This is a genomic window from Actinocatenispora rupis, from assembly GCF_016861975.1.
Classification (GTDB): Bacteria; Actinomycetota; Actinomycetes; order Mycobacteriales; family Micromonosporaceae; genus Actinocatenispora; species Actinocatenispora rupis.
On the sequence record NZ_BOMB01000009.1, the window covers coordinates 60,909 to 86,974 of the forward strand.

A 26,066-nucleotide genomic window follows, 5' to 3' on the forward strand; every position below is an offset into this window, starting at 1 on the left:
CGTGCCGGCAGGAGCGTGTCGTCACAACTTATGGAGCCCACTCAAGACCCTTTCCAACAGGGCGACGCTGACCTCGTCGCCCGTCATGTGCGCTGATTCTTCGATGTCAACCAGGCCCAGCTCGGCCATCTCGATGAGCAGGACCCTCGTCACGCCGAGCGGGCGGCCGAGTTGCGCCGCGACTTCCGCGAGGGACTGGTACCCGTCCGCGCACAGGTCGAGGATGAGCCGCCGGTCGCGACCCACCCCCGGCGCGGCGCGGACGCCTCTCCGGGTGGCACGCACCAGCGACTCAAGGGCGAGCTCGCGTTGCGCCTCGGTCCGGCCGGCGGTCATCGCGTACGGCCGGACCAGGTGCCCCCGCGGATCCTGCCGTGGAGCGTCTGGACTGGACACCTCGGACTCCTCGGTTCAGCCGCTCGTCTGCCGGGTCTCCGGCACCAGTACGGCACCGACCCGGTCCACGAGCAGCGTCATCTCGTACCCGATCTTGCCGACGTCGCAGCCCCGGGGGGCCAGTACGGCGAGGCAGGATCCGTCCCCGATCGTCATCAGGAACAGCAGACCCACCGACATCTCGATGACGGTCTGCACCACGCGGCCACCGTTGAGCAGCCGGGCGCCGCCCTCCGCGAGGCTGGCCGTGCCGGCCGCGATCGCGGCCAGCTGCTCGGCCCGGTCCTCCGGCAGGTCGCCGGACGCCGCGAGCAGCAACCCGTCCGACGACACGGCGATCGCGTGCGCGACTCCCGCGTCGTCGGCGAACTGGGCGAGCAACCAGCTCAGGTCGCTCGTATCCGGTCGGGCAATCATCGGGTCAGGACTCCCCAGTACGACGGTTCGGGTGGCTGGACGTGAACGACGCCGGATCCGGTTCGGGAGGGCGGTCCGGCTCCGGGCGGTGGTCCCGCCCGCTGGCCACCCCACGCTGGAACTCCGTCAGGAAGCTGCGCACCCCGTTCGCGCTCCGCGGGATCTCCGTCGGCCGTGGCTCGAACCCTCCCGGTACCAGGTTGGCCATCGGATCCCGCTTCGGCAGCCCGCCGGTCGTGCGCGCGTCGACGGTCGGCCGGCCCGCGCGTTCGGCGGCCTGCCAACCGGGATGCGGGCTGGCCGGCTCGACCCGTGCCGCACGTGCCGGCTCGGCCCGCGGCGTGGCCGGACGCGCCGGTTCGCCCGTACGGGCCGGGTCCGGTACCCGCGGCGGCGTCGGCCGCGGCGCCGGACGCCGCCGGGGCTCCTCGGCGCGCCCGCCGTCCGGCAGCTTCACCGTCGACGACATGAACCAGTCCGAGCCGTCGGACGCGATCACCGGCAGCTGCGTGGTTTCCGCCTCGGTCAGGGCGGGCGCGGGCGGCGGTACCGGACCGAGCCGCGGGGTGTCGCCGCGGCGGGGCAACTGCCCGTTCGAGTGGCCGTTCGACGCCGGCGCCACCGGTACGGCAAGCGGGTCGCCGTGCCGGCCGGGCCGCTGGTCGTCGAACCCGTCGGCCCGCGGATCGGCGTGCCGTCCCGACACCGGCCCGGGCACCGGACTCACCGGTACCGGCGGGTCGCGGTCCGACCAGCCGGCGAACCCGGGCTCCGGCCGCTGCAACGCCGGAATGCTGACGGCGATCAGCGCGGGCGGCAGCATGACGTGCACGATCGTGCCGCCCTCTGTACCGGCACCCAGGTGCACCCGGATGCGGTGGCGGGCGGCGAGCTTGCTGACGACCGCGAAGCCCATCATCCGGACCGAGGCCAGCGAACGCTCGGTGTCGGCGGTGAGCTGCGCGTTCAGCTCGTCGCGGCGCTGCTGGGTCATGCCGATGCCGTGGTCCTCGATCTCGACGAGTACCTGGTCGGCGACCCGGCGGGCGGTGACCATCACCCGGTGGCTCGGCGGGGAGAACGCCGCCGCGTTCTCCAGCAGCTCGGCGAACAGCCGGACCACGTCGTTCACCGCGGCCGCGGCGATCGAGACCGCCTCGTCCTCGCCGCCGCCGATGTTCAGCGGGCCGATCTGGATCCGTTCGTACCGCGCGATCTCGGACTGCGCGGCGGCGAGGACGTCGGCCAGACCGGCGTCCTCCAGCCGGGCGCTGCCCGCGTCGGCGTCGGCGAGGATCAGCAGGTTCTCGTCGTTGCGGCGCATCCGGGTGGCCAGGTGGTCCAGCTCGAACAGGTCGCGCAACCGCTCCGGGTGCTCCTCGTCGCGCTCCACCAGGTCGAGCCGGGCGATCATCTTGTCGACCAGCTTCTGGCTGCGGCGGGCGAGGCTGACGAACGTGGCGGACACGTTCATCCGCAGGATCGCCTGCTCCAGCGCGATCCGCAGAGCCTCCCGGTGCACGCCGTTGAAGCTCGTCGCGACCTGCCCGACCTCGTCCGTGCCGTGCACCCGGATCGGGTCGTACGAGCCCTCGACGAGTGCCGGCAGGGTGTCGGACCGGACGTTGCCGACGGCGGACAGCTTCGCCACCGCGTCGGGCAGGTCGCGGCGCGCCACGGTGTCCGCGGCCCGGCCGAGCCGGCGCAGCGACCGCGACATCATCCGCGCCAGCAGTACGGTCACCAGCAGGGCGAGCACGATGGCCAGCAGTACGGCGAGGCTCTCGACGGTGACCTCGTCGACGACCTGGTTCCGGTACGACGTGATGTCCGCGGCGACGCCCGCGTCGAGTTGCCGTTCCACCCAGCGCATCAGGTCCGCCATCGCGCCGAGCGAGTGCAGCACGTCGTCGGCGTTCACGTCGCCGGTGGTGGCGTCCGCGCGGGACAGCTGGGTGACGATCCGGTCCGCCAGGTGCACGGCGTCGCCGGCGACCGTGGACGTGACCAGCTCGCGCTGCCCCGGCGTGGCGGTACGCATGAAGCTCAGCAGGCTCTGCTCCTGCGCGTGCAGCGCCGCCACGAACGTCTCCCGCTCGTCCGGCCCGAACTGCCCGGTCGCGAGCCCCGCGTACGCCAGCGTCTGCTCGTACGACAGGTTGGCCTTGGCCTCGCTGAACAGGGCGCCGGCCCGGATCGCGTTCCCCGCGTCGGACGAGCCGGCGTGCGCGGCGACCCCCGACCGGTACGCGTTCAGCGCCTCGACGATCACCTCGTACCGCAGCGCGACCGCGGTACCGGCGGAGCTGCGGTCGCGCACCGCGGCCCGCAGTCCGCGCAGGGTGCCCAGGTAGCTGTCCACGCTGTGCAGGTCGGTGCGGATGTCGGACGGCACGTCGCCGAGCGCGTGGTGCAGCTCGTGGTAGCGCATGATGGCCTCGTCGCTGACCGCCACCTGCTGCTTGAACGTCGCCCCGTTGTCCGAAGTGGACAGTACGTGTCGGGTCGCGGCCACGGACTCGTGCGCGAGGTCGTCGGTGACCGCGGACGCGGCCTGCGACAGCGCGATCAGGTTACGCAGGTCGGTGGCGGTGGACGCCTCGCGGATGTTGCCGGTCAACCGCAACCCGGCGAGTGCCAACACGGTCGCCAGAGGGATTACGATGATCAACGCGAGCTTGCGCCTGATCGGTGCGTTGCGCAGCCAGGTGACCGGCCGTCCGACTGGTCGACGTCCCGCCCTGACGCGCCCGCCTGCTGGGGCTGCACTCTGCGAGCTCACCTGGGTGCTCCCATGGCCGTGCGGTACTGACGGAAATCTAGGGCTCTGCGGCGGGTTGGCGCGAGGTAGAACATAGCAGCGTTTTTCCGTTGCATCGGATAAGGGCCTAGGATACGCCGAGGCGGTGCCGAAACGGCCACCCCGTCCGGCCCGCCACCGGCCGACTTTCGTGCCGGATCCCCTTGCGTACCAAGGAAAGGCGAGGCGCATCCCGGTCGTTGATCTACGCGACGTGGTGCGCCGGTCGCTGTCCGTCTACTTTGCGGAGTGGCTGTGAAGCGCAGGTTGGTGGGGGCCGCCGCGGCGGTCGCCGTGCTGCTGTCCGCGGCCGGCTGTGGAAGCCTCTCGATGGCCGCCCCGGCGCAGCGGCGCGTCGTGATCGGCGCCGACCTGTCGCTCAGCGGCCCCGACTCGGACGCGGGCGCCGTGCTGCGCGACGCGCTCCAACTCCGCGTCAAGGAGCTGAACGAGCAGGGCGCCATCACCAACGGCAAACTGGTGCTCACCATCCGGGACAACCGGTCCGACGCCGGCACCAGCGCCGAGAACATCAAGGCGTTCCAACGCGACTCCGACACCACCGCCGCCGTCACCGGGCCCTGCGACGCCTGCCTGACCCGGACCGCGCCGCTCGTCGCCGCCGGCCAGCTGCCCGTCATCTCCCTCGCCGCCGCGGACCTCCCCGACGGTACGGCCGGCGCCGGCTCGCCGCTGTTCAAGCTCGCGCCCAACCCGGCGGACGACGCCACCACCCTCGTCGACCTGCTCGTCTCCCGGCACGCCAAGCACGTCGCCGTCGTCACCGACCTCGGCCCGTACGGTCAGGCCACGGCCGCCGCGCTCGGCCGCGCCGCCGCGTCCCGCAAGCTGGACCTCGCCGACCCGGTGGCCGCCTCCGGCAGCGTCGACAGCATCACGCAGAAGCTGCTGTACCAGAACATCCAGCAGTCCGACGGCACCGTACGGGAACCCGACGCGGTCGTCGTCGTCGCCGGCCCCGACCGCGCGCCGCAACTCGTCGCCGGACTGCGCGCGGAGAAGTACCGGAAGACGGTGGCGCTGTCGGCGATGGCCGCCGACCGGCTGTTCCTGCGGGACGCCAAGCTCGACGGCTGCTACCTCGACTTCCCGCCGATCCTCGCGATGGACGACCAGGTCGCCTCCACCCCCGAGAAGGCGGCACAGAAGCAGTGGTTCGACGACTACACCAGCGCGTACGGCGGATACCGCGCCACGAGCGGGTTCGCCGCCGACGCGCTTCAGATCATCGCCGCCGCGGTCAACGACGGCGGTACGGATCCGGCGAAGCTGCGCGCCGCCATCGAGACCACCCAGCTCGACGCGCTCTCCGGGCCCGTTCGCTTCACGCCCGACAACCATTCCGGGCTCACCCCGCAGAGCCTCGACGTACTCCAGGCCGCCAACTCCCGCTGGCACCTCGCGGGATAGGGGCGCCGGGCCTCGTTGGTCAGGGGCGCTGCGTGCCCGATCCGTCCGCTCACGGCGCCGATCCTCGGCCTGAGTGCCGACGCACACGGCGCCGCGTCTCGGCTTGCGAGCGAACGGATCGGGCTCGGCTCGCTCACGTCTCCACGGGGAGACGGTTCACGAAACCGGGCCCGAATCCCTTGTGTACCAAGGGATTTGCTGTCAGGTGCGGCGGGTCCAGGGGGCGAGCAGGCGCTCGACGCCGACCAGCAGGTAGAAGAGGACGATGCTGAGGATGCCCAGCAGCGTCATCGCGGCGAACGCCAGCGCGGTGTTGGCGTTGGCGCCGGCCTGCTGGATGACGAAGCCCAGCCCGACGTCCGCGCCCGCGAACTCGCCGATCACGGCGCCGATGACGGCCAGCGAGATGGCCACCTTCAGCCCGACGAAGATCTCCCGCAGCGCGGCCGGGAACCGGATCTTCACGAACGTACGGACGCCGCCGGCGGACAGCGACCGGGCCAGCTCGACGAGTTCCGGTGGGGTGGACAGCAGGCCGGTCGCGGTCGAGATGACGATCGGGAAGAAGCACACCAGGAACACCATGACGACCTTGGAGACCTGGCCGAATCCCAACCACACCACCAGAAGCGGCGCCACGGCGAGCTTCGGTACGGCGTTGATGCCGAGCAGCAGCGGGTAGATGGTGCGCTCGATCGCGCGCCACGCCGCGATCCCGACCCCGATCGCGACACCCACGACGACCGACAGCGCGAATCCCTCGACCACCTCCAGCAGCGTGGTCAGGGTCTGCGACAGCAGGTAGCCGTGCAGCGTCCAGAACGCCTCGACCACGGCGCCCGGGCCGGGCAGCAGGAACTCGCGGACGTGCCCGAGCCGGGTCACCAGCCACCACAGCAGCAGGACGCCGAGCGCGCCGGCGAACGGTGGCGCGACGAGGGTCAGCCAGGGTGGCAGCGGTCGGCGCGCCGCCCGCGCCGGAGTACGGACGCGGGCGACGGTCTCGGTGTCAGGGTGCAAGGCTGAACGACGCCACCTTCTCGGGAGTGAGGCCCGGTGCGATCGCGCCGGCCCCCTGCAGGATCGCGATCGACCGGGCGACCCGCTTGTCGTCGAGCGCACCGTACGGCGCGCCGCCGGCGGACTTCACGTACGGCGCCATCAGCCGCAGCTCGGCCGCCGACTCCTTGACGTTCTGCGTCGGTTGGTACTTGACGAAGATCTGCGCCGCCTCGTCCGGGTGCGTCACCGAGTACTCCAGGCCCTTGAGCAGCGCGCCGGTGAACTTCTTCACCAGGTCGGGCTTCTCCTTGGCCAGCTTCTCCGAGGTGAACACGGTGTTGCTGTACAGGTCACGCAGATACGTCGAGTACGGCAGGACGACGGCCTTCTTGCCCTTCGCGGCCTGCTCCACCAGCGGCTGGCCGACGACGAACTGGCCGATCGCGTCCACCTTCTTCGCCGCGAGGACGGACGCGAGCTGCGGCGGCGGGAAGTTGACCCACTTGACCTTCTTGGGGTCGATGCCGGCGAGCTTCGCGTACACCGGGAACATCGTCTGGTTGGTCGAGCCGGCACCGTCGGCGACGGTCCTGCCCTCCAGGTCCTTCGGGTCGGCGATGCCGTCGCCGGCCAGCGCCATGATGGCCGACATGGACCGCTCGTGGATCGCCGCGACGGCGGTGACCGGCAGCTTCTCCTTGGAGATCTGGATCAGCGTGCCGGTGAAGTCGCAGGGGGAGAAGTCGACCTTGCCGGCGGCGATCAGCTTCAGGTTGTTGCCGGTGCCGGTGCCGGGCTTGATGGTCACGTCGAGCCCGGCCTGGTCGAAGTACCCCTTGGCGAGCGCGACGTAGGCGTACCCCTCGCGGCCGAGCGCACCGAACGAGGTGAGATAGCTCACCTTCTGCTTCGATCCGTCCGACTTCGCACCGCTGCCGCTGTCGCAACCCGCGGTGAGGGCTCCGGCGGCGAGCGCCGCCGAACCGCCGAGTACCGCGCGGCGTGTCATTCCCATTGGATCGCGGTTTCCTTTCCGCTGACAGGTCCTCGCAGCCGTACGTGCCGGTCCGGTCACCATTTGGTGACCAATGGATCGCGGTTCGTGGTGCCGGGCCGCTGGGGATGAGTGACCAATAGCCGCAAAAGAGTACCGCTCCCTGAAGCAGGTGGTAGGGCGCACTTCTCCGGCGTACGTACCGGCATGCTAGAAAACAGGTCGTCGCCCCGTTCCGCCTACCGGAGTGGGGCAGTGGGTGTGAATCCGTGGACAGGGGTCTCCCGTGCTGGGTGTCGAGTCGGCCTCGCGTGCCTTCACCGGCCGCGGCGGCACGGTGCTCGCGCTCGACGACATCACCCTGGACATCGGCGCGGGCGAGTTCGTCGCGGTCATCGGCCGTTCCGGCTGCGGGAAGTCGACGCTGCTGCGGCTGCTCGCCGGCCTGATCCCGCCCACCTCCGGCGCCGTGTACCTGGCGGACGAGCCGGTCCGCCGGCCGAGCCGCCGGGTGTCCGTGATGTTCCAGCGGCCGGCGCTGCTGCCCTGGCGCACCGTGCTGGACAACGTGCTGCTGCCCGCCGAGATGTTCGGTCGCCCCAAGCGGGCGTACGCGGCGCGCGCGCACGAGCTGCTCGCCACGGTCGGCCTGGCCGACGCGGCGAAACGGTTGCCGCACGAGCTGTCCGGCGGGATGCAGCAGCGGGTGTCGCTGTGCCGGTCGCTCGTCACGTCCCCGGCCGTACTGCTGATGGACGAGCCGTTCTCCGCGCTCGACGCGCTGACCCGCGAGGAGCTGACCGCGGAGCTGCAGCGCGTACATCTCGCCGAGGGCACCACGACCGTGCTGGTCACGCACTCGATCGACGAGGCGGTCATGTTGGCCGACCGGGTCGTGGTGCTGGCCGCCCGGCCGGGCCGGATCCGCGAGATCGTCCCGGTCGACCTGCCGCGGCCGCGTTCGCTGGGGCGCGACGCGCACACCACCGAGGTCGCCGAGTACCGCGCGCGGCTGCACGATCTTCTGTTGGGTACCGAGGAAGGAAGCACGTGAGCGACACCGCCGACGTCGAGCTGGGTCCGGTCGGGCAGCGCGTCATGTTCGAGAACGACCGGGTGCGCGTGTGGCAGGTGCGCCTCGACCCGGGGCAGACGCAGCGGCTGCACAAGCACGAGCACCCGTACGTGGTGGTCGCGGTGCAGAGCGCGAGCAACCTGATCCAGACGATCGACGGCCAGACCATCGACGCTCCGGAACCGGCCGGGCACGTCGTGTACCGACCGGCCGGTGCGGTGCACATGCTCACCAACGTCGGCGACACGACGTACGTCGGGCGGATCATCGAACTGCTCGGCTGACCGCACCGGTCGCCGCCGCGGCACGGTCACTGTCCGACACGTGGAGGAAACCCTCACGGAATCCTCATAACAGGGCGGGATGATCTTCACCGCGGCGGGGACATCTCCTACACTTTGCCCAGGTAGCCACAACCCACCCACCGGGCGGTTGCGCATGTCCCTGCTGGTACCCGGCGAGAACGCCGACGCGGCTCCGATGCCCGTCGCGCCGGCGCGGCTGTTCGACGCGCTCGTCGAATCGTCGCCGCACGCCATCGCGCTGTACGCGCTGCGGACCGGCATCATCGACTACGTCAACCTCGGCATGGTGGCGCTCACCGGACTGTCCCGGGCGAGCCTGGTCGGCGCCCGGATGCGCGACCTGCTCACCGAGGTGCAGCCGGCCGGCACCGGATACTGCGACGGCCGGCTCAACGGGCAGTACGGGCTGGCGCTGCCGACCGGGCGGCACCGCACGATCGAGGTGCGTACCGAGCTGATCGCCCTGGCCGGCGGGCACTACGGGCAGATGATCGCCTGGGACGTGACGGCGCAGGCCGGCATCCAGCGCGAGCTGGCCTACCGGGCGACGCACGACGGGCTGACCGGGCTGGCGAACGAGGCCGCCGCGCTGGCGTACCTGTCGAGTTCGCTGCGGCACCTGCGCGGCGACCGGGCCCGCAGTGTCGCCGTCATCTACCTGGACCTGAACGGTTTCAAGCGCATCAACGACACGTACGGGCACCAGGTCGGTGACGAGATCCTGGCCCGGGCCGCGGCCCGGCTGGACGCGGTGACCCGCACCGGTGACCTGGCCGCGCGGCTGCACGGGGACGAGTTCGTGGTGGTGTGCACGGTGCTCAACACCATCCACGCGGCGCACATCGTGGACCGGATCCGCAGCACCCTGCGCGAGCCGTACGAGGTGGGCGGGACGCAGCTGCGGGCGCCGGCGAGCATCGGGGTGGCCGTGGCGGTCGATCCGGCGGTGAACGCCGAGGCGCTGATGCGCTGTGCCGACCAACGGATGTACACGGACAAGCGTCACGCGATGCGCATCGCGTAATTGCCGCCCCTCCGATTCCGTGACCGTCCGGTATCCGAATGTGTTTGTTCTGCGGAATTAGCCGGGTGGGGTAAGTTATCCGCCGTTCATGGTGAAGGATGGCCGTGCAATTCCTCCTTCTCCGACTCTTCGTAACATGCGCGTCATCGGGGGAGAAAGGCTTCACGTACCAACCTCTCGTGATGCTGGATGGTGAATCGTGCAATCAGCGTTTGTCTGGTGGTCGCTGGTTGTCGCCCTGCTGGCGGTCCTGCTGGTTCTGGTGATCGTGCTCGTGCTGCGGAAGCCGCGCGGCGACACCGATCCGGCGCGTCCGCCGGCCGCGATGCCCGCCGACCCGCTGCCCGGGCACCCGGCCCGGCCGGATCAGACGCGTGGCTTTCCGGTCAGTTCGCCGGTACCGCCGGGCGAGCTGTTCACCCCGGCGCGGCCGGCCGCCGCGGATCCGCCGCCGCGCGGGTTCCCGGTGAGTTCGCCGACGCCGCCGGAGGAGCTGTTCACGCCGGCGCGCCCGCCGGCACCGGGTGGCGAGCAACTGTTCACGCCGGCCCGTCCGGTACCGCCGGCCGGGTCGAACGGTGGCGCGGCCCGGCCGCCCGCGCGTACCTGGCCGACGGTCGGGGTGCGGGAGCTGGCCGCCGCGTCGCGCCAGATCGCCCAGCCGGTACTGCGGGGCACGGTGCGCGGTGACGACGGCACGCTGCTCGCCGACGCCGTACTGACGGTCATCAACGTGACGGGCGGGCAGGCCGGCAGCTCGCGTACCGGCGCGGACGGCACGTACGAGCTGGCCATCCCGGCCGAGGGCGGGTACGTGCTGATCGCGCGCGGCGTCAACCACGAGCCGCACGCGTCCACGGTCACCGTCAACGGGCCGGTCACCACCTGCGACATCAAGCTGACCAGCGCCGCGGGCCTGATGGGCGCGGTGTGCGACGCGGACGGTTCGTCGATCGCCGGCGCGACGGTCATCCTCACCAACACGAACGGTGCGGTCGTCTCGGCGCAGCGCACCAACGTGCAGGGCGGGTACACGGTCGACGACCTGACGCCGGGGCTGTACACGGTGACGGCGACCGCGCCGGGGCAGGAGCCGGTCGCGATGCTCGTCGACGTACCGCCGACCGGGGTGGTCCGGCAGAACGTTGCGTTCCCGCCGCGCCGGCTCGGGCTGCGTGGCGTGGCCCGGCACCGGGTCGACGGTCGTCCCCTCGCCGACGTCCGGGTACGGTTGCTCGACGCGTCCGGCGCGGTGGTCGCCACCACCGGCACCGGCCCCGACGGGCGGTACGAGTTCGCCGATCTCGCCGCCGGCCGGTACACGGTGGCGGCAAGTGGGTACCCGGAGGTGACCGGGTCGCTGGACCTCGGCGACACCGCCGGGGAGTACGAGGTGCGACTCGGTCACGCGGACCTGCCGCCGGGCTCCGCGCTGGTGCCGGTGTCGGCGCCGGATGCGTTGCTGGACAACGGAACTGCGGACGAGGAGCACAGGCGATGAGCGTGTCGGTAACCATCGAGTCGGGTGACGGTTGGCCGGTCGCCGGCGCGATCTTCACGCTCACCGACCTGACCGGTCAGCAGGCCGGGATCGCGGTGGCCGACGACCACGGTGTCGCCCGGTTGGAGAGCCCCGCGCCCGGCATGTACACCGCGATCTTCACCGCCCCGGGGTTCAGCCCGTCGGCGACGGCGGTGGTGCTGTCCGCCGGGCGCGCCACCGATCTCGGCGCCGTACGACTGGACCGGATCGCGACGGAGACGCAGCTGCCGGCGCCGGGCGTGTGGACGATCGACCCGGTGCACACGATGGTGCACGTGTCGGCGCGGCACGCCGGCATCTCCGCGGTGCGCGGCCGGTTCACCGCGTTCGGCGGCACCATCGTGATCGGCTCGCCGGTCGAGTCGTCGACGGTGCGGGTCACGTTGCAGGCCGAGAGCGTCGACACGGCCAGCAAGATGCGCGACGACCACCTGCGGTCGCCGGACTTCCTCGACGTGGAGCGTTTCCCGACCATCGAGTACCGGGGGGTCGGGTTGACGGCGACGGGGCCGGACAAGTGGACGCTGCGCGGTGAGTTGGCGCTGCGCGGCGAGGTCCGGCCGGTCGACCTGGACCTGCGGTACCTCGGCACGGACACGGATCCGTTCGGTACGGTGCGCTGCGGGTTCCAGGCGCGCGGTCAGCTGCGCCGCGAGGACTTCGCGGTACCGTTCGCGACCCGGCTCGCCACCGGCGTGCTGCTCGTCGGCAGTACGGTGCGGATCGATCTCGACGTCGAGGCCGTGCAGGGCGACACGCTGCCCGACTGACGTGTCACCGCGGTGTGCCGCCGGCCCGGGTCCGGCTCGGCGGCACCCCGGTCACCTGCCGGTACTGGCGGGTGAAGTAGGCGGCGTCCGGGTAGCCGAGGGCGTGCGCGATCCGGGCCGCGGACATCGTGGTCTGGGTGAGCAGTTCCTGCGCGCGGTCGATCCGGGCCTGGATCAGGTACCGCGCGGGCGGCAGGCCGGTGTGTGCCCGGAACCGCCGGGTGAACTGGGCGCGGGACAGCGCCGCGCGCGCCGCCAGTTCCGGTATGGTCCAGCGCCGTCCGGGGTCCTGGCGTACCTCCCGGGCGATCTCGTCGAGCGCCGCGTCGACCGGCCCGGGCGCCGGCCGTCCGCCGTCTGTCCACAGTAGACAGAGGAGCTGTTCGAGGCAGAGCAGGACCTGCCGCTCGGCGTACCGGCCGGGTTGGCGGTGCGCGGTCTCGGCGCGCCGGGCCAGCGCGGTCAGCAGCGTACGGTCTGGCGTGCCGGATCCGTTGTGCGGCGGGACGATCCGGTCCGCGGCGATCCGCGCGCCGGCCGCGTCGTACGCGTCGAAGTGCTGGCCGAACACGAGCAGCCGGCGCCGCGGATCGTGCCGGGCCCGCGGCGTGTCCCCGGGCGCGAACACCGCGCAACTGCCCGCGGTGAGCGGGATCCGCCGGTCGCCGAGGCGCACCGTGCCGACGCCGTCCAGCACGCACCACAGCAGGTACTCGCCGAGCGGCGGCGAGTCCCACGACCACGCCGGCTCGCACCGCCAGTACGTCGGGGGCGAGACGGCGCGCAGCCGCGGTGGCGGCCAGTCCAGCAGGGCCGAGTACGGATGCGTCAAAAGTCCAACTCCTCGCGTGGATCCTCCCTGGCCCCGAGCCGTTGGGGCGGACACGATCGTAGGGTACGGGCGGCGAGGCAGGGAGTACCGGCGATGAGCGGATCATTCAGCGAGGTCGGGTACCACGTGGCGCGCGGGCTGTTCCCCACCGACGAGGTGGACGCGCTGCGCGAGCACGTCATGACGATCCGGCGCCGGCACCGCGACCGGCACGATCTGGTCGGCGTCGACGCGGGCGCGCGCGACCCGCTCCGACGGTACCCGCGGATGGCGCAGATGCACCGCTGGGACGGGACGACGCTGCGCTGGCTGCTCGACGTACGGCTCCGGGACGCGCTCGTCGGCCTGCTCGGCGCCGAACCGTACGCCGTCCAGTCGATGGTGTACTTCAAGCCCGCCGGTTCCCGTGGCCAGGCGCTCCACCAGGACAACTTCTACCTGCGGGCCGAACCCGGCACCTGCATGGCCGCCTGGCTCGCGCTCGACGCCGCCGACGAGGAGAACGGCTGCATGATGGTCGTCCCCGGCAGCCACCGCTGGCCGATGCTCTGCACCACGGCGGCGGACACCGCGGTCAGCTTCACCGACGTGACCGTACCGCTGGCGGGGCAGGACGCGGTGCCCGTCCCGATGGCCGCCGGTGACGTGCTGTTCTTCAACGGGTCGCTGGTGCACGGCAGCTTCCCGAACACCAGCGCCGACCGGTTCCGCCGCGCCCTCATCGGCCACTACGTGCAGGGCGAGGCGGAACGCGTCGCCGAGTACTACCACCCCGCGCTGCGGATGGACGGTACGCCGCTGGAGCTGGGCGTCGCGGAGGGTGGCGGGCCGTGCGGCGAGTGGGCGGCGGGCGCCGACGGCCCCGAGATCGTCCTGACCGGCACCGAGTCGGTACGCCGCAAGCACGAGTGACGCGTGCACTGGCCCGCCGCGCGAGTGGCACGGCCGCTTCGGTTGCGGCACAGGGGACTCAGGGGCCGACGAACAGGGCGGCCGCCCGCCAGTCGTTGCCGTCCAGCAACGGCCCGGACACCTGTACTCCCGCCGGCGCCGGCGTACCGTTCACCACCGCGTGGCGGCTGAGCGTGCCGGCGGCGTCGACGGTGTACCAGGCGGCGCCGGCGGTGAACATGCCGCGCACCCCGGCGTACGAGCCGGCGATCGTGAAGCGGTCGGTGCCGATGGTGCCGCTGTCCGGGGCGAACCAGCGCCAGTAGAGCGCGCCGGAGCCGGCGAGCGTGTAGTAGAGGCGGCCGGCGCGGTAGGTGAGCGCGGTGACGGTGCGCAGCTCGGTGAGGAACGGTGACGGCGACCCGCGGTACGTCTGCCCGCTGCCGGTCGACACCGTGTCCCAGTACGCGTCGTGGTAGGGGTCGAGGACCTGTGGGGTGCCCGGGATGCCGGCGCTGAACGGGCGGCGGGTCAGCGTGCCGTCGTCGGCGACGGTGTAGAGCCGGCCGCCCGCGACGAACCCGCCGCGCAGGTGCTGCCAGTTCCCTCCGGTGCGCACCGTGGTGGTGGCGCCGACGCCGGAGTTCCCGTCGTATCCGCGCGCCGCAAGGGAATCCGCGCCGCCGGTGCCGGCCAGGTACACGGTGCCGGGGAGGGTGGGCGCGTCGGTGGCGACCGGCGCGGCGCCCCCGGTGGGGTAGCAGCCGATGCGTTCGCGGCGGTAGCGGACGTTGCCGAGCCAGTTCGTGTCGGAGCCGACCCACAGGCAGTCGCCGGTGACGCGGAGCGCGGAGACGCCGACGCCGCGCGGGTTCCGGCCCGGATTCCACGCGTACGGCAGGCCGTTGGTGGGGTCGAGTGCCGCGATGCTGGCGCGGCCGACGGCCCCGGGGCCGGCGGAGTCGCGGCCGGCGGTGTTGTCGAGCCACCGGAAGTGGCCGCCGACGTACACGGCGGTGTCGGTGACGGCGGTGGACAGGAACGTGTCGCCGCCGGAGTGGTCCACCCAGGTCGGCTGTACGTCGGCGCCGACGGCGGCGGTCTCCCAGCGGGACGCCGAGTCGCACAGCGCGGTGCCGCCGGGGCCACCGGTCGCCACGACGACGAAGTACCTGCCGTCGGGTGACATCGCCACGTCGCGTACCCAGGAGTCGAAGGCACCGGCGTTGCAGGTCGCGCCGAACGCGCTCGTGGCGAACGTGCCGTCGACGCGGGATCCGTTGTCCGCCAACGTGATCCGTACGATCTGGTCGTGCGTCAGGCCAGCCGCGGTGCGGAAGTTGCCGATCACGACGAGCGTCCCGGCGTCCGGCGTCAACGCCCACGCCTGCGTACCGACGGCGCCGGTGCCGCCGTTGTGGTGGCCCGCCAGCGGCACGGTGAGGTAGTCGTCGAGCGCGCCGGTAGTCGGGTCGAGGCTGGCGAGCCCGGACCGGCCGCCGCCGTGGAACGTACCGCCGATCAGCAGGTGCCCGTGCGCGGTGGCGATGGTGGTGACGATCCCGCCGAGGTTCGGCGGCGCGAACGTCCGGACCAGCGCGCCGTCGGACAGCCTCAGCTGCGCGATTCCCTTGCGTGCCAAGCCATCCACGGTCCGGAACTGGCCGCCGACGTACACGGTGCCGGTCGGTCCGGGCTCGATCGCGTCGACCTTGCCGTCGAGCGCGGGGTGGAAGCCGGCGGCGACGACCCCGGTACGCCGGTCGAACGCCAGCAGGTACGGGCGGTCCAGCGTGGCCGTACTGCCGGCGCTGCTGACGGTGCCGAACGTACCGCCGGCGAGGACGGTGTCCCCGAGTTGCCGGACGGCGAGGACCGCGCCGTCGTGGATGTTCGGCGTGCCACCGGCCGGTACGTCGGACACGAGCGTGCCGGACGTGGACCGTGGTGTGGCGGTGGCGCGGTCGGCCGCGGGTGCGGGGCCGGGTGTCAGCACGAGGCCGAGGACGAGCAGGACGGCGAGGACACGACGCACGGGTACCCTCCGGGAAGGTATCGACCGGAGCGCCGCCGTCTGACGCTCGGTGAGTGGGCAGCGACACTCTGCCCTCCTCGACCCGTTCCTGTCCAGATGCGGTGACACGAACGGACGTCAGCCGTTCGTACGATTGCGTGGCCGCACGACACCGCCCGGGCCGGGAGTTCCGGTCCGGGCGGGGTGTGCGGCGGTCAGTCGCGGGTGAGCAGCGCGACCGGGTACGCGGCGAGCAGGTGCGTCAGCCGTACGGTGCCGGTCCACGCCCGGCCGGTCAGCGCGTCGGTCCACTGCCCGGACGGCAGGTCCAGCGTCGTACGGCCCCAGCCGCCGCGGCGCGCCAGCCCGAGCGGCAGCCGGGTCGCGACCGTGATCGCCCCACCCCGGTCGTACGCGACGGCGTGCTCGGCCGCGTCCCCCGTCGCCGTGCGCGCCGAGTACGACGTGAAGGCGTCGGGGCGGTCCCGGCGCAGCCGCAGCGCGCGGGAGGTGACGAGCAGCTTCGCGGCGCCGCTCGCGTCGACCGGCGGCAGCCAGCCGGAGTCGAGCCGGGCGAGCAGGTCGCGGCGCAGGTCGAAGTCGACGGGGCGACGGTTGTCCGGGTCGACGAGCGAGTTGTCCCAGAGTTCGCAGCCCTGGTACACGTCCGGTACGCCGGGCATGGTGAGCTGTACCAGCTTGGCGGACAGCGAGTTGGCCCAGCCGTACGGGGTGATGCGGGCGGCGAAACCGGCGACGGTGCCGGTCAGCCGGGCGTCGGCGTGGATCCGGTCGACGACGGCCCGCATCGCGTCCTCGAAGCCCCGGTCGGGGGCGTCCCACGAGGTCGCGGTCCGCGCCTCGCGCGCCGACTTGGTGAGTACGGCGTGCAGTCGGGTGGCGTCGATGGGCCAGGCGCCGACGACGGTCTGCCACAGCAGGTGCGCGACGGCGTCGTCGGCGAGCGGCGCCTCGGCGGTGAGCCGGTCGCGGACGGCGGCCCACTCGTCCGGGAGTTCGGCGAGGACGGCGAGCCGGGCGCGGACGTCCTCGCTCCGCTTGGTGTCGTGGGTGGACAGCGTGGTCATGCCGGCGGGGTGCCGCTGCTGCCGGCGCCGGCACGCGGCGTGGAACTCCTCGGGGGTGACCGCCACCGGGTCCGGGTGGCAGCCGACCTCGTTGCCCACGAGGAACCTGGTCCACCGGTAGAACGCGGTGTCCTCGACGCCCTTGGCCATCACCGCGCCGGACACCTGCTGGAACCGTGCCGCCAGCTCGTCGTCTACTGTGGACAGTCGGGGCACCAGCTTGTCGACGGTACCGGCGAGGTCCGGCCGGCGCCGCCCCGCCTCGGCCGCCGCCGCGCGCAGGTCGTCCACCCCGCCCGGCAGGTACGACCGGTACGTGGGGAAGCAGGCGACCAGCTCGGCGAGCGCGTCGCGTACCGGGCCGGGGTCGTCCGTCGGCACCAGCCGTACGAGCCGGTCGAGTTCGGCGGACAGCATGCCCGTCGCCACGTCCCGCTTGCCCTCGTACGCCAGCGCGGCGAACGGTCCGTCCACAGTGGTCAGTGCCGCCTCGCCGGCCGGATCCACGAACAGCCCGGTGACCTCGGCGAGCGCGTCGTACCCGGTCGTGCCGGCGACGGGCCAGTCGGGCAGCGCCTCGCCGCGGGCCAGGATCTTCTCGACCACGAGCCAGGCGCCCGGTGCCGCGCCGGCCAGCCACGCCAGGTACGACCCAGGGTCGCGGAGCCCGTCCGGGTGGTCGACGCGGATGCCGTCCACGTCGCCCGCGGCGTACCAGCGGAGTATCTCGGCGTGGGTGGCGTCGCGGACCGACGGGTCCTCGACCCGCAGCCCGGCGAGGTCGGACACGGCGAAGAAGCGCCGGTAGTTCAGCTCGCCGGAGCGGCGCCAGGACACGAGCCGGTAGTGCTGCCGGTCGTGCACCTCGGCGGGCGTACCGGACGCGGTGCCGGGCGCGATCGGGAACCGGTGCTCGTGGTACCGCAGCTCGTTGTCCACTATGGACAGTTCGGGCTCGTCCTCGTCGCCCAGGACCGGCAGCACCAGCCGGCCGCCGCCGTGCTCCCAGTCCACGTCGAACCAGTCCGCGTACGCCGAGCGCCGGCCCAGCCGCAGCACGTCCCACCAGGCCCGGTTGACCGCCGGTACGGCGACGCCCATGTGGTTCGGCACGATGTCCACGACAAGCCCGAGCCCGTGCGCGCGCAGCGCCGACACCAGCCGGCGCCGGCCGTCCTCGCCGCCCAGCTCGTCGTTCGGGTGCGAGTGGTCCACCACGTCGTACCCGTGCGCCGAGCCGGGCGTGGCCTGCAACTCGGGCGCCGAGTACAGGTGGGAGACGCCGAGCGCGGCGAGGTAGTCGGCGAGTCCGGCGGTCGCGTCGAAGTCGAAGTCCGGCCGCACCTGCACCCGGTACGTCGCGCGCGGCGTCACCTCACACCGCCCGGATGAGCACGACCAGCGACCGCTCCTCGACCCGGATCCGGCCGCCCGCCTCGGCGACCTGGTCCTCGTCCCAGCCGTCCCCGGTCGGTTCCGCGGTGTCCAGCAGCACCCGCCACTTCTCCCCGTACTCGCTGGCCGGCGTCGTGAACGTCACCGGCTCCCAGTACGAGTTGAAGCACAGGATGAACGAGTCGTCGGTGATCTTCTCCCCGCGCGGGCCGCGCTCCCGGATGCCGTCGCCGTTGAGGAACAGCGCGACCGCCCGCCCCAGCCCGGACTCCCAGTCGTCCTCGGTCATCTCCCGCGCGTCCGGCGTGAACCACTCCACGTCCGGTACGGGCTGGCCGGCGGCGCGGCGCACCGGCCGGCCGTCGAAGAACCGCCGGCGGCGGAAGATCGGGTGCTCGGCGCGCAACGCGGAAAGCCTTGCGGTGAAAGCGATCAGCGGACGGTCGGCGCTCTGCCAGTCCACCCAGGACAGTTCCGAGTCCTGGCAGTACGCGTTGTTGTTGCCGTGCTGGGTGCGCCCGAGCTCGTCGCCGTGCCCGAGCATCGGTGTGCCCTGCGACAGCATCAGCGTGGCGAGGAAGTTGCGCCGCTGCCGGGCGCGCAGCGCGAGTACCGTCTCGTCGTCGGTCTCGCCCTCGGTGCCGCAGTTCCAGGACCGGTTGTGGCTCTCGCCGTCGCGGTTGTTCTCGCCGTTCGCCTCGTTGTGTTTGTCGTTGTACGACACCAGGTCGTGCAGCGTGAACCCGTCGTGGCAGGTGACGAAGTTGATGCTGGCGACCGGCCGCCGCCCGTCGTCCTGGTACAGGTCGGAGGAGCCGGAGATGCGCGACGCGAACTCGCCGAGCGTGCCCGGCTCGCCGCGCCAGAAGTCCCGCAGCGTGTCCCGGTACCGGCCGTTCCACTCCGTCCACAGTGGAGGGAAGTTGCCCACCTGGTACCCGCCGGGGCCGACGTCCCACGGTTCGGCGATCAGCTTGACCTGGCTCACCACCGGGTCCTGCTGCACCACCTCGAAGAACGTGGACAGCCGGTCCACGTCGTAGAACTCCCGGGCGAGCGTGGCCGCCAGGTCGAACCGGAACCCGTCCACGTGCATCTCGGTCACCCAGTACCGCAGGGAGTCCATGATGAGCTGCAGTGACTGCGGGCTGCGCACGTTGAGGCTGTTCCCGGTGCCCGTGTAGTCCATGTAGTACTCGGGGCGGTCGTCGAGGAGCCGGTAGTACGCGGGGTTGTCGATGCCGCGGAAGCACAGCGTCGGGCCCATCTGGTTGCCCTCGGCGGTGTGGTTGTACACCACGTCGAGGATCACCTCGATGCCCGCGACGTGCAGCTCCCGTACCATCGCCTTGAACTCGCTGACCTGCTGCCCGCGCGCGCCACGCGACGCGTACCCGTTGTGCGGGGCGAGGAAGCTGATCGTGTTGTAGCCCCAGTAGTTGCGCAGGCCGCGCCGTACCAGCGCGTCGTCGTGCACGAACTGGTGCACCGGCATCAGCTCGATGGCCGTGACGCCGAGCTTCGTCAGGTGCTCGATCACCGCCGGATGCCCCAGCCCCGCGTACGTCCCGCGCAGCTCCTCCGGCACGTCCGGGTGGCGCATCGTCATGCCGCGCACGTGCGCCTCGTAGATCACCGTCTCGTGGTACGGCCGGCGCGGCGCCCGGTCGTCCGCCCAGTCGAAGTACGGGTTGACGACGACGGACTTCGGCATGTGCGGCGCCGAGTCGGCGTCCGACCGCGAGTTCGGGTCGCCCATCCGGTACGCGAACAGCGACTCGTCCCAGTCGATCTCGCCCTCGACGGCCTTCGCGTACGGGTCGAGGAGCAGCTTGTTCGCGTTGCAGCGCAGCCCCTTCTTCGGGTCGTACGGCCCGTGCACGCGGAACCCGTACCGCTGGCCGGGCGACACGCCGGGCAGGTACCCGTGCCAGACGAACCCGTCGCTCTCCGGCAGGCGTACCCGGGTCTCGCTGCCGTCGCCTTCGAACAGGCACACCTCGACGGCGTCGGCGACCTCGGAGAACAGGGCGAAGTTGGTGCCGACCCCGTCGTAGCTGGCGCCCAGCGGATAGGCGGTCCCAGGCCAGACCTGCATCGTGCTCCTCCCGGTGCGGTGGGCGACGTCCGATGCGAAACCTAGCCCACCGGCGACAGTCCCGAAGCCTCTACTCTTCGTGGTCGACTACCGACCGAATAGTAGTCGGGTTCCGGTCTCCGGGTACGACAACGCCCGGCGAGGCGGATGCCTGCGCCGGGCGTACGAGGGGGTGGGGTCAGCCGAGCAGCTGGTGCGCGAGCGGCCCGATCGGGCACAACATGAACGGACGGCCGCAGGAGCACTGTTCCGCGCCCACACCGGGCACGGTGACCCGGTGGTGCTGGTCGATGACCTGCATGACGAAGCTCCGCCAGCGGTCCGGGTCCTCGACCACCGGCCAGCGACCGGCGTCCGACTCGACCAGCGGCGCGAACGCCTCGGCGAGCGCGGAGTCGGTCGGAGTGGGTGTCAACGCCGGTGCGACGTGCCCCGTCGGTACGGTCGGAGCGGAGGCGCCGAAGTGCGTGACCATGCCAGGACCCCCTTGGTGCGGTGAGTGCCGAGCGCGCCGGACGGGCGCGCCGGATCCCTGCCGGGTACGTGCGAAGGTTGCGCACGCGCGGCAGGTAAATCCGAAGAGTATCTGTGTAACTACATGGTGTTGTCGCGGGGCCCGTTCACGCAGCCGTAACCCGGGAATTCACCTGGTCAGCGCAACGGAATCCGGGCGGCCGAGCGCGATCGCCGCAAGGTTCCGCAGCGACGTGGTGCCCGGCCGGAAGTACTCGTCGTGGGCGTGCACGCCGGCGGTCGAGAACACCCGCGCCCCGAACTCCGGATCCACCGGCGCCGTCCCGTGACCGACACCCAACACCTGCACGTCCGGTACGTCCTGGATCCAGTCGCCCGGCGCGCAACCCGCCCACACCCGCGCCCACGTACGCAGGCCGCGGACCGTGTCGGCGCCCATGCCCGGACTGCCGACCACGGCGACGTCGGTCACCGCCGACGGCAGGCCGTGCGCCGACAGGCCCGCCACGACGCTGCCGTAGCTGTGGCCGACGACGGCGACCCGGACGCCGGGGCGTACCGCGGTCAGGCCGGCGACGAAGCGGTCCAGCGCCGTCGCGCCCGCCCGGGCCAGCTCCTCCCGCGCCGCACCGCGCCCCAGGTCGGGCGGTGGCCGGTAGCCCAGCCACGCGACGACCGCCACGTGCTCCTGCGGCGACTCGGCGCGCATCTGCTCGTACAGCTCCTGCCCGGCGACCCGCACCGGCCGGTACGGGTGGGCCGGCCCGGCGCGGTCGAAGTTGTAGGCGGTGGTGCCGACGCCGGGGACGACCACGGCGACCCGGTCCGCGCTGGCCAGGTCGCCGAACACCTCGGCGAGCCGGCCGCCGGACCGCAGGTCGAACGCGAGCATCTGCCGGCCCTCGCCCGCCCACGCCGAGAACCGGGCCTCCGACGTACGCATGGTGCGGTCGTTCGCCGCGTACCGGAGGGCGATGGGGACGCCGTCGAGGTTGCCGACCACGGCCGGGAACCGCTCGACGAGGCGGGCGGACTCGGTCACCGGCAGGCCCGCGAAGAACGCGGCGACCTCGGCCGGCGACGCCGTACGCGGGTCGGGGAGGGTGCGGCCGTCGACGCGGGCGTGCAGCCATTCGCGTTCGGTGGCGGTCATCGGCAGGGCGGCCTGCGCGGCGCCCGGCGTGAACAGGGCGACCACGGCGGACGGCACCGGTACGGCGAGTGCGAGCGCCAACGCCAGCAGGAGTTGCCGGCCCCAGGCCAAGCGGACGTGCCTCGCATGGAGGACGCGCCCGCTGTGTCTGTTTAGTCCGTTCCGCCGGTTCATGGTTCCGACCATCGTGCCCTACCGACGCGAGTCTGGTACCCCCCACCGGTACGCCACGTGCGGTGGATGGGACGCGCTTTCCTGCGCCGGCGCGCTTTGCGTCGTTACCTGCTTCGGAGCGCCGATCCGTTACGTGCTCGGCACTCCCGGTTTTGCCCTGCGCGGGGGGTACGGGTGCTGCGCGTGTGCGCCGCCCCCGTGATGGTCCTTCCCCGGTGCTGATCGCCCCTGCCGAGGCATGGGGGTGCGAGAGAAGACTCCGTCCTCTCTCGCGCTCTCTCCTGCCACAGGGGGCGGAGCCTCCTTTGGAAACCCCTGAAGTAGGCCGATGCTTTCGCGTTCGCCTCTCGACACCGACCCAAGTCGCTGCGCGCCAACCGGATTTGGCTCGATCCACCGGCGTGCTGCTACCCCGAGAAGTAGGCGACCTCCTGCCCAGCCCCGGTCACCACCGCCCCCGGTGATGCCCGTTGCCCCACCCGATGTTCGCCGGCGTGATGTTGGCGCCTCCGCGCCCAGCACAGGACACCGTGACGTGCCGGGTGGTGCGGGGGTGCCGGGGGGGGGGGGGGGGGGGGGGGGGGGGCGAAGCCCCTCCGGCGCGGGGTCCGGGGGCCGCGCCCCCGGAAGAAATGGCGAAGGGGTCATGTCCGCGCTTTCCGCGGACATGACCCCTGCAACCCCGAGCGGACGACGGGATTCGAACCCGCGACCCTCACCTTGGCAAGGTGATGCGCTACCAGCTGCGCTACGTCCGCGTGCGGGGTCGATGGTAGCGCATGGGGGTCAGGGGGTGGTGAGGGTGGTGATGCCGCGGGCGGCGAGGTGGTCGGGGCGGTGGGTGTCGTCGGTGTGGACGATGGCGAGGCGGTGGCCGGCGGCGGCGTGGGCCATCCAGGCGTCGAAGAAGGTGCCGCCGGGGGCGGTGGCGGAGCGGGTGTCGAGGTCGCCGTCGTACACGAGGGCGGTGGTGCGTGGGGCGGGTGTGGGCGGCTCGGCCCGGTACTCGCGGATCAGGTCGGCGTACGCCTGGCCGGCGGGTTTGGTGGTGCCGTCGGTGTCGATGAGGCCGAGGGTGTATTCGAGTTCGGGGAAGTCGGCGAGGCTGCGGTCGACGTCGTGCGAGCACCACCAGGTGACGGCGGGTACGTCGGTGCAGGTGGCGATGTTGCGGATGGTGGCTTCGGTGAACGCGGCGGCGTCGCCGGCGGGTACGTGGGGTTGTGGGGCGCCGGCTTCCTGTACCCAGACGGGCCGGTGCGGGTCGGTGGCGTACGCCTTGGCGAGTTCGACGAGGTATTCGCCGAGGTGGGTGGCGGCGACGGAGAGCGGGCCGTACCGGCGGGCGCAGTCGTACGAGAAGACCCAGGGGTGGATGGTGGTCATCCCACCCTTGCGGGCGGACTGCTGCGGGGTGAAGGGGTGCCCGTCGGTGTAGAAGGCGGCGTCGTACGCGGAGTGCGTGACGAGCCGGTCGGGGAGCGCCTCGGTGGCGGCGGCGAGCAGTTCGTCGAGGTACTCGTCGATCTGGCCGGGGCTGGCGGGGTTGTGCTGGACGAGGTTGTTGAGTTCGTTGCCGAGCTGGTAGCCGACGACGTTGGGGCGGTCGGCGAGGGCGGCGCCGAGCGCGCGCAGGTACCGGACCTTGGCGGCGCGTACCCGGGGGTCGGTGAACAGGTTCGATTCGTGCCAGGTCAGCGTCCAGGACGGGTAGAAGTCGAAGCTGGAGAGGTGGCCCTGGATGGCGTCGACGGTGACGTCGAGGCCGGCGTCGGCGGCGGCGTCGACGAGGGCGCGCAGGTCGTCGACGGCGCGCGGGTTGACGAACGTGGCGTTCGGCTGGAACACCGGCCACAGGCAGAACGCGCGGATGTGGTCGACGCCGAGCGCGGCGATCTGCGCCAGGTCGCGGCGGGTGGCGTCGAGGTCCATCGCGTACCAGGAGTGGAACCAGTGCTTGGACGGCGTGTAGTTGACGCCGAAGCGCAACCGTCCCTGCTGTGCGAACGTCGTCATCGTCGCCCTCCCACCGCGAAATTCATCCGATCATACGGGTGGGTTCCGGGGCGGCTCGGTGGCTGACGGTGGTCAGGCGCAGCCGGGGAGCGGGGGCAGGTCGCTGACCCGTACGAGGGTCGGCGGGGCGCCGTCGTCGGTCTTCGACGCCGGTGCGTACCCGACGGCCAGCGCGTCACCGTCCGCCACCGTGTACCCGTAGCGCGGGGTGAGCTGCGCGTACGAGCCGGTGCGCAGGTCGGCGCCGAACTGCGCCGTGCCGTCGTCCCAGGTGACGAGGTCGCCGGCGACGCGTACCCACTGGAGGTTGCGGCCCTCGGCGACCCGCAGCGCGCGGACCGGCCGGGGCCAGGTCGGGCGCCACACCCACAGGCTGTGCACGTCGGCGTCGACCCAGGCGGCGGCGTCGCCGGTACCGGCGATGAAGGCGGGACCGCGGACGGCGGCGAGCGCGCCGGGCAGCGCGGCCGGCGTACCGGTCTCCATGGCCACGGCGTGCAGCGCGGTCAGCGCGTCCGGCTTCGGCGACTCCGGCCACACCAGGTCACCGCCGAAGAGGAACGGCGTGCCAGGATGCCCGGCGCGTACGACCTGGTCGTCGCCGGTGAGCAGGGTGTACCGGTGCAGTTCGGTGGTGCCGTCGGGGCGGCCGGCGGTCCAGGCGGCGACACCGTCCGAGATCACCGGGTACAGCATCGGGCCGGGTGCCGGGTGGCCGGCGTCGTCGACCGCGTTGCGGGCCAGCATCCGGGGCGGGGCGGCGGTCGTGGAGTCCCAGGCGTACAGGGTCCAGGCGGCGAGGTCGGCGGGGTCGTGGCTGACCGAGAAGACCAGGTACCGGCCGTCGAAGCCGGCGCCGTACAGCTGGTCCTGGCCGGCCATCCGCAGCACGTCCTGCCGGCTGCCACCGCGCAGGAACAGTACTGTGCGGGTGTCGCCGAGCCGGGAGTCGGCGACCGCCGTACTGCCGTCGTCGCCGACCGCGTGCACGGTCAGCGACTCGCCGGGGCGTACCGGGATGCGGCCGGCGGTGAGGTGCTGCCGCCACGCGGCCGGCAGGGACACGGCGCAGAAGTCCGGCCCCGGTACTCCCGGCGTGGCGGTCGCGGACGGTGCCGCGGACGCGCTCGGCGACGGCGTACGCGAGGGTGAGACCTCGGGTGTCTGCCGTCCTTCGCTCTGCTGGCGGCCGACGACGGGACCGCAGCCGGCGGCGAGCAGCAGCGCCGCCGCCAGCGCGGTCACGCCGGCACGCCTACCAGACGTACCCACGGCCACCGTTGATCGTCGTGATCGTGTCGGACGACATCGTCGAGTACGCGGGCACGCCGGACGACCAGGAGATGCTGGACGCGCCGTGCACCGAGTCCTGGTACTGCGTGTACGCGCCGGACGACGAGTACCCGCGGATCGTGAACCAGTGGAAGATCTCCTGGTTGCCGGGGTGCCCGACCAGGTGCGGCCCGCCGGGCGCCTCCCACGCGTCGCCGACCATGTCCCAGCCGTTGTCGATGTCGGTCACCAACCGCGTCCGGTACGCCGACTTCTCCTTCGCCGTCGGGTCGTACGACAGCCCGACCGGGTGGTACGTCGCGCCGGCCGAGTGCAGCTTGTACGTCAGCACGTCCGCCACCGGGTACCCGGTCTGGTACTGCTTCGGCACGTTGGCGTTGGTGCCGGACCAGTCGGTGCCGTCGGTGGTGGTGCGCAGCAGGTTCGCCGTACCGGTCTGGCTCAGCGACACGTGCCGTACCGCGAGCGCGCCGCTGACCGCCGCCGGCCCGCACCAGTACGAGGTGCGTTGCGCCTGCTGGGTACCGGTCAGCGTGCGGGACGTGGCCTCGGGCCGGGCGGCGAGGTGCCGCCGCGCCGCCTCGGTACGCCGGTCGAGGTCGGCGCGCGCCGCCGCGCTCAGCGGTACGTGCGGGTCGGTGTCGTGCGCGGCCTTCCAGTGCGCGACGTCTTCGGTGGACCGGCTGACACCGGGATCCGTTGCGGCGACCGGCCCGGCGAGGGCGGGCGTGGACAGCGCGGTCGCCGCGACACCGGCGGCGAGCAGCGGTACGAGGGCGCGAAGGGTCCGGGACACGTGGCCTCCCCGGGAGTTCGTCCGGCGCGAACCGCACCGGAGGGGTAGATGGGGGCTCCGGCCCCCGCGTACGTCCCGACGCTAG

At 72.4% G+C, this 26,066-nt stretch carries 21 protein-coding genes and 1 tRNA gene; 7 read left to right on the forward strand and 15 right to left on the reverse strand.

Annotated elements, in window-relative coordinates:
* Positions 1–21: 21 nt before the first annotated feature.
* From Aru02nite_RS08000 to Aru02nite_RS08010, 3 genes are read right to left on the reverse strand one after another with little or no spacing between them, the layout of a single operon-like run.
* Complete coding sequence (locus tag Aru02nite_RS08000) at positions 22–396, reverse strand: DUF742 domain-containing protein (RefSeq protein WP_239076509.1); 375 nt, start codon at positions 394–396, stop codon at positions 22–24.
* 15 nt (positions 397–411) lie between these two features.
* Positions 412–813, reverse strand: a complete 402-nt coding sequence (locus tag Aru02nite_RS08005) for a roadblock/LC7 domain-containing protein (protein WP_203656198.1) — start codon at positions 811–813, stop codon at positions 412–414.
* 4 nt (positions 814–817) lie between these two features.
* Positions 818–3,457, reverse strand: coding sequence for a sensor histidine kinase (locus Aru02nite_RS08010; protein WP_203656199.1), 2,640 nt, complete (start codon positions 3,455–3,457; stop codon positions 818–820).
* Positions 3,458–3,868: 411 nt separating this feature from the next.
* On the opposite strand from Aru02nite_RS08010, the gene Aru02nite_RS08015 reads away from it, so the two are divergent.
* Positions 3,869–5,044: an ABC transporter substrate-binding protein gene (locus tag Aru02nite_RS08015; RefSeq protein ID WP_203656201.1), complete on the forward strand. Its 1,176-nt coding sequence runs from the start codon at positions 3,869–3,871 to the stop codon at positions 5,042–5,044.
* A gap of 201 nt (positions 5,045–5,245) precedes the next feature.
* Here Aru02nite_RS08015 and Aru02nite_RS08020 read toward each other — a convergent pair whose 3' ends face one another.
* The gene (locus Aru02nite_RS08020; protein WP_239076511.1) at positions 5,246–6,064 is read right to left on the reverse strand and encodes an ABC transporter permease; all 819 of its coding nucleotides are present in this window, start codon (positions 6,062–6,064) and stop codon (positions 5,246–5,248) included.
* Positions 6,054–7,055, reverse strand: coding sequence for an ABC transporter substrate-binding protein (locus tag Aru02nite_RS08025; protein ID WP_203656259.1), 1,002 nt, complete (start codon positions 7,053–7,055; stop codon positions 6,054–6,056). Before Aru02nite_RS08025 ends, Aru02nite_RS08020 begins: the two co-directional genes overlap by 11 nt.
* A gap of 271 nt (positions 7,056–7,326) precedes the next feature.
* Here Aru02nite_RS08025 and Aru02nite_RS08030 point away from each other — a divergent pair, with 271 nt between their 5' ends.
* From Aru02nite_RS08030 to Aru02nite_RS08050, 5 genes are all read left to right on the forward strand, one after another.
* Complete coding sequence (locus Aru02nite_RS08030) at positions 7,327–8,094, forward strand: ABC transporter ATP-binding protein (protein WP_203656203.1); 768 nt, start codon at positions 7,327–7,329, stop codon at positions 8,092–8,094.
* 44 nt (positions 8,095–8,138) lie between these two features.
* Positions 8,139–8,399, forward strand: a complete 261-nt coding sequence (locus Aru02nite_RS08035; RefSeq protein ID WP_203656260.1) for a cupin domain-containing protein — start codon at positions 8,139–8,141, stop codon at positions 8,397–8,399.
* Positions 8,400–8,553: 154 nt separating this feature from the next.
* A complete protein-coding gene (locus Aru02nite_RS08040) occupies positions 8,554–9,444 on the forward strand; it encodes a sensor domain-containing diguanylate cyclase (protein WP_203656205.1) in 891 nt (296 codons plus the stop codon).
* Positions 9,445–9,643: 199 nt separating this feature from the next.
* Positions 9,644–10,945 carry an MSCRAMM family protein gene (locus tag Aru02nite_RS08045; RefSeq protein ID WP_203656206.1) on the forward strand — a complete coding sequence of 434 codons (1,302 nt, stop codon included), beginning with the start codon at positions 9,644–9,646 and terminating at the stop codon, positions 10,943–10,945.
* Positions 10,942–11,757 (forward strand): YceI family protein, encoded by an 816-nt coding sequence (locus tag Aru02nite_RS08050; RefSeq protein WP_203656207.1) that lies wholly within the window; start codon positions 10,942–10,944, stop codon positions 11,755–11,757. The genes Aru02nite_RS08045 and Aru02nite_RS08050 overlap by 4 nt, the downstream gene beginning before the upstream one ends.
* 4 nt (positions 11,758–11,761) lie before the next feature.
* Here Aru02nite_RS08050 and Aru02nite_RS08055 read toward each other — a convergent pair whose 3' ends face one another.
* Positions 11,762–12,589, reverse strand: coding sequence for a helix-turn-helix domain-containing protein (locus Aru02nite_RS08055; protein ID WP_203656208.1), 828 nt, complete (start codon positions 12,587–12,589; stop codon positions 11,762–11,764).
* A 93-nt stretch (positions 12,590–12,682) separates the two neighbouring features.
* Here Aru02nite_RS08055 and Aru02nite_RS08060 point away from each other — a divergent pair, with 93 nt between their 5' ends.
* Positions 12,683–13,501, forward strand: a complete 819-nt coding sequence (locus tag Aru02nite_RS08060) for a phytanoyl-CoA dioxygenase family protein (protein WP_203656209.1) — start codon at positions 12,683–12,685, stop codon at positions 13,499–13,501.
* Between the two features lie 58 nt (positions 13,502–13,559).
* On the opposite strand, the gene Aru02nite_RS08065 is transcribed toward Aru02nite_RS08060, so the two are convergent.
* From Aru02nite_RS08065 to Aru02nite_RS08105, 9 genes are all read right to left on the reverse strand, one after another.
* Complete coding sequence (locus Aru02nite_RS08065; protein WP_239076514.1) at positions 13,560–15,515, reverse strand: hypothetical protein; 1,956 nt, start codon at positions 15,513–15,515, stop codon at positions 13,560–13,562.
* A gap of 194 nt (positions 15,516–15,709) precedes the next feature.
* Positions 15,710–17,956 carry a malto-oligosyltrehalose synthase gene (treY, locus tag Aru02nite_RS08070; RefSeq protein ID WP_203656210.1) on the reverse strand — a complete coding sequence of 749 codons (2,247 nt, stop codon included), beginning with the start codon at positions 17,954–17,956 and terminating at the stop codon, positions 15,710–15,712.
* Position 17,957: 1 nt separating this feature from the next.
* A complete protein-coding gene (gene glgX, locus Aru02nite_RS08075; protein ID WP_203656211.1) occupies positions 17,958–20,075 on the reverse strand; it encodes a glycogen debranching protein GlgX in 2,118 nt (705 codons plus the stop codon).
* Positions 20,076–20,253: 178 nt separating this feature from the next.
* Complete coding sequence (locus tag Aru02nite_RS08080; protein ID WP_203656219.1) at positions 20,254–20,550, reverse strand: hypothetical protein; 297 nt, start codon at positions 20,548–20,550, stop codon at positions 20,254–20,256.
* Positions 20,551–20,718: 168 nt separating this feature from the next.
* A complete protein-coding gene (locus Aru02nite_RS08085; protein ID WP_203656221.1) occupies positions 20,719–21,813 on the reverse strand; it encodes an alpha/beta hydrolase in 1,095 nt (364 codons plus the stop codon).
* A 748-nt stretch (positions 21,814–22,561) separates the two neighbouring features.
* A tRNA-Gly gene (locus Aru02nite_RS08090) sits at positions 22,562–22,634 on the reverse strand.
* A gap of 28 nt (positions 22,635–22,662) precedes the next feature.
* Positions 22,663–23,892 (reverse strand): glycoside hydrolase 5 family protein, encoded by a 1,230-nt coding sequence (locus Aru02nite_RS08095; RefSeq protein ID WP_203656223.1) that lies wholly within the window; start codon positions 23,890–23,892, stop codon positions 22,663–22,665.
* Between the two features lie 72 nt (positions 23,893–23,964).
* On the reverse strand, positions 23,965–25,137 hold the full coding sequence (locus Aru02nite_RS08100) for a hypothetical protein (RefSeq protein ID WP_203656225.1): 1,173 nt from the start codon (positions 25,135–25,137) through the stop codon (positions 23,965–23,967).
* Positions 25,138–25,147: 10 nt separating this feature from the next.
* Entirely contained in the window at positions 25,148–25,981 is an 834-nt protein-coding gene (locus Aru02nite_RS08105) for a C39 family peptidase (RefSeq protein WP_203656227.1), read from the reverse strand.
* Positions 25,982–26,066: the final 85 nt, after the last annotated feature.

Coding starts and splice junctions, on each gene's coding strand:
- Aru02nite_RS08035 (WP_203656260.1), top strand. CDS start 8,139: ATGTTCGAGAACGACCGGGTGCGCGTGTGGCAGGTGCGCCTCGACCCG.
- Aru02nite_RS08005 (WP_203656198.1), bottom strand. CDS start 813: ATGATTGCCCGACCGGATACGAGCGACCTGAGCTGGTTGCTCGCCCAG.
- Aru02nite_RS08060 (WP_203656209.1), top strand. CDS start 12,683: ATGAGCGGATCATTCAGCGAGGTCGGGTACCACGTGGCGCGCGGGCTG.
- glgX (WP_203656211.1), bottom strand. CDS start 20,075: ATGCAGGTCTGGCCTGGGACCGCCTATCCGCTGGGCGCCAGCTACGAC.
- Aru02nite_RS08040 (WP_203656205.1), top strand. CDS start 8,554: ATGTCCCTGCTGGTACCCGGCGAGAACGCCGACGCGGCTCCGATGCCC.
- Aru02nite_RS08080 (WP_203656219.1), bottom strand. CDS start 20,550: ATGGTCACGCACTTCGGCGCCTCCGCTCCGACCGTACCGACGGGGCAC.
- Aru02nite_RS08025 (WP_203656259.1), bottom strand. CDS start 7,055: ATGACACGCCGCGCGGTACTCGGCGGTTCGGCGGCGCTCGCCGCCGGA.
- Aru02nite_RS08095 (WP_203656223.1), bottom strand. CDS start 23,892: ATGACGACGTTCGCACAGCAGGGACGGTTGCGCTTCGGCGTCAACTAC.
- Aru02nite_RS08050 (WP_203656207.1), top strand. CDS start 10,942: ATGAGCGTGTCGGTAACCATCGAGTCGGGTGACGGTTGGCCGGTCGCC.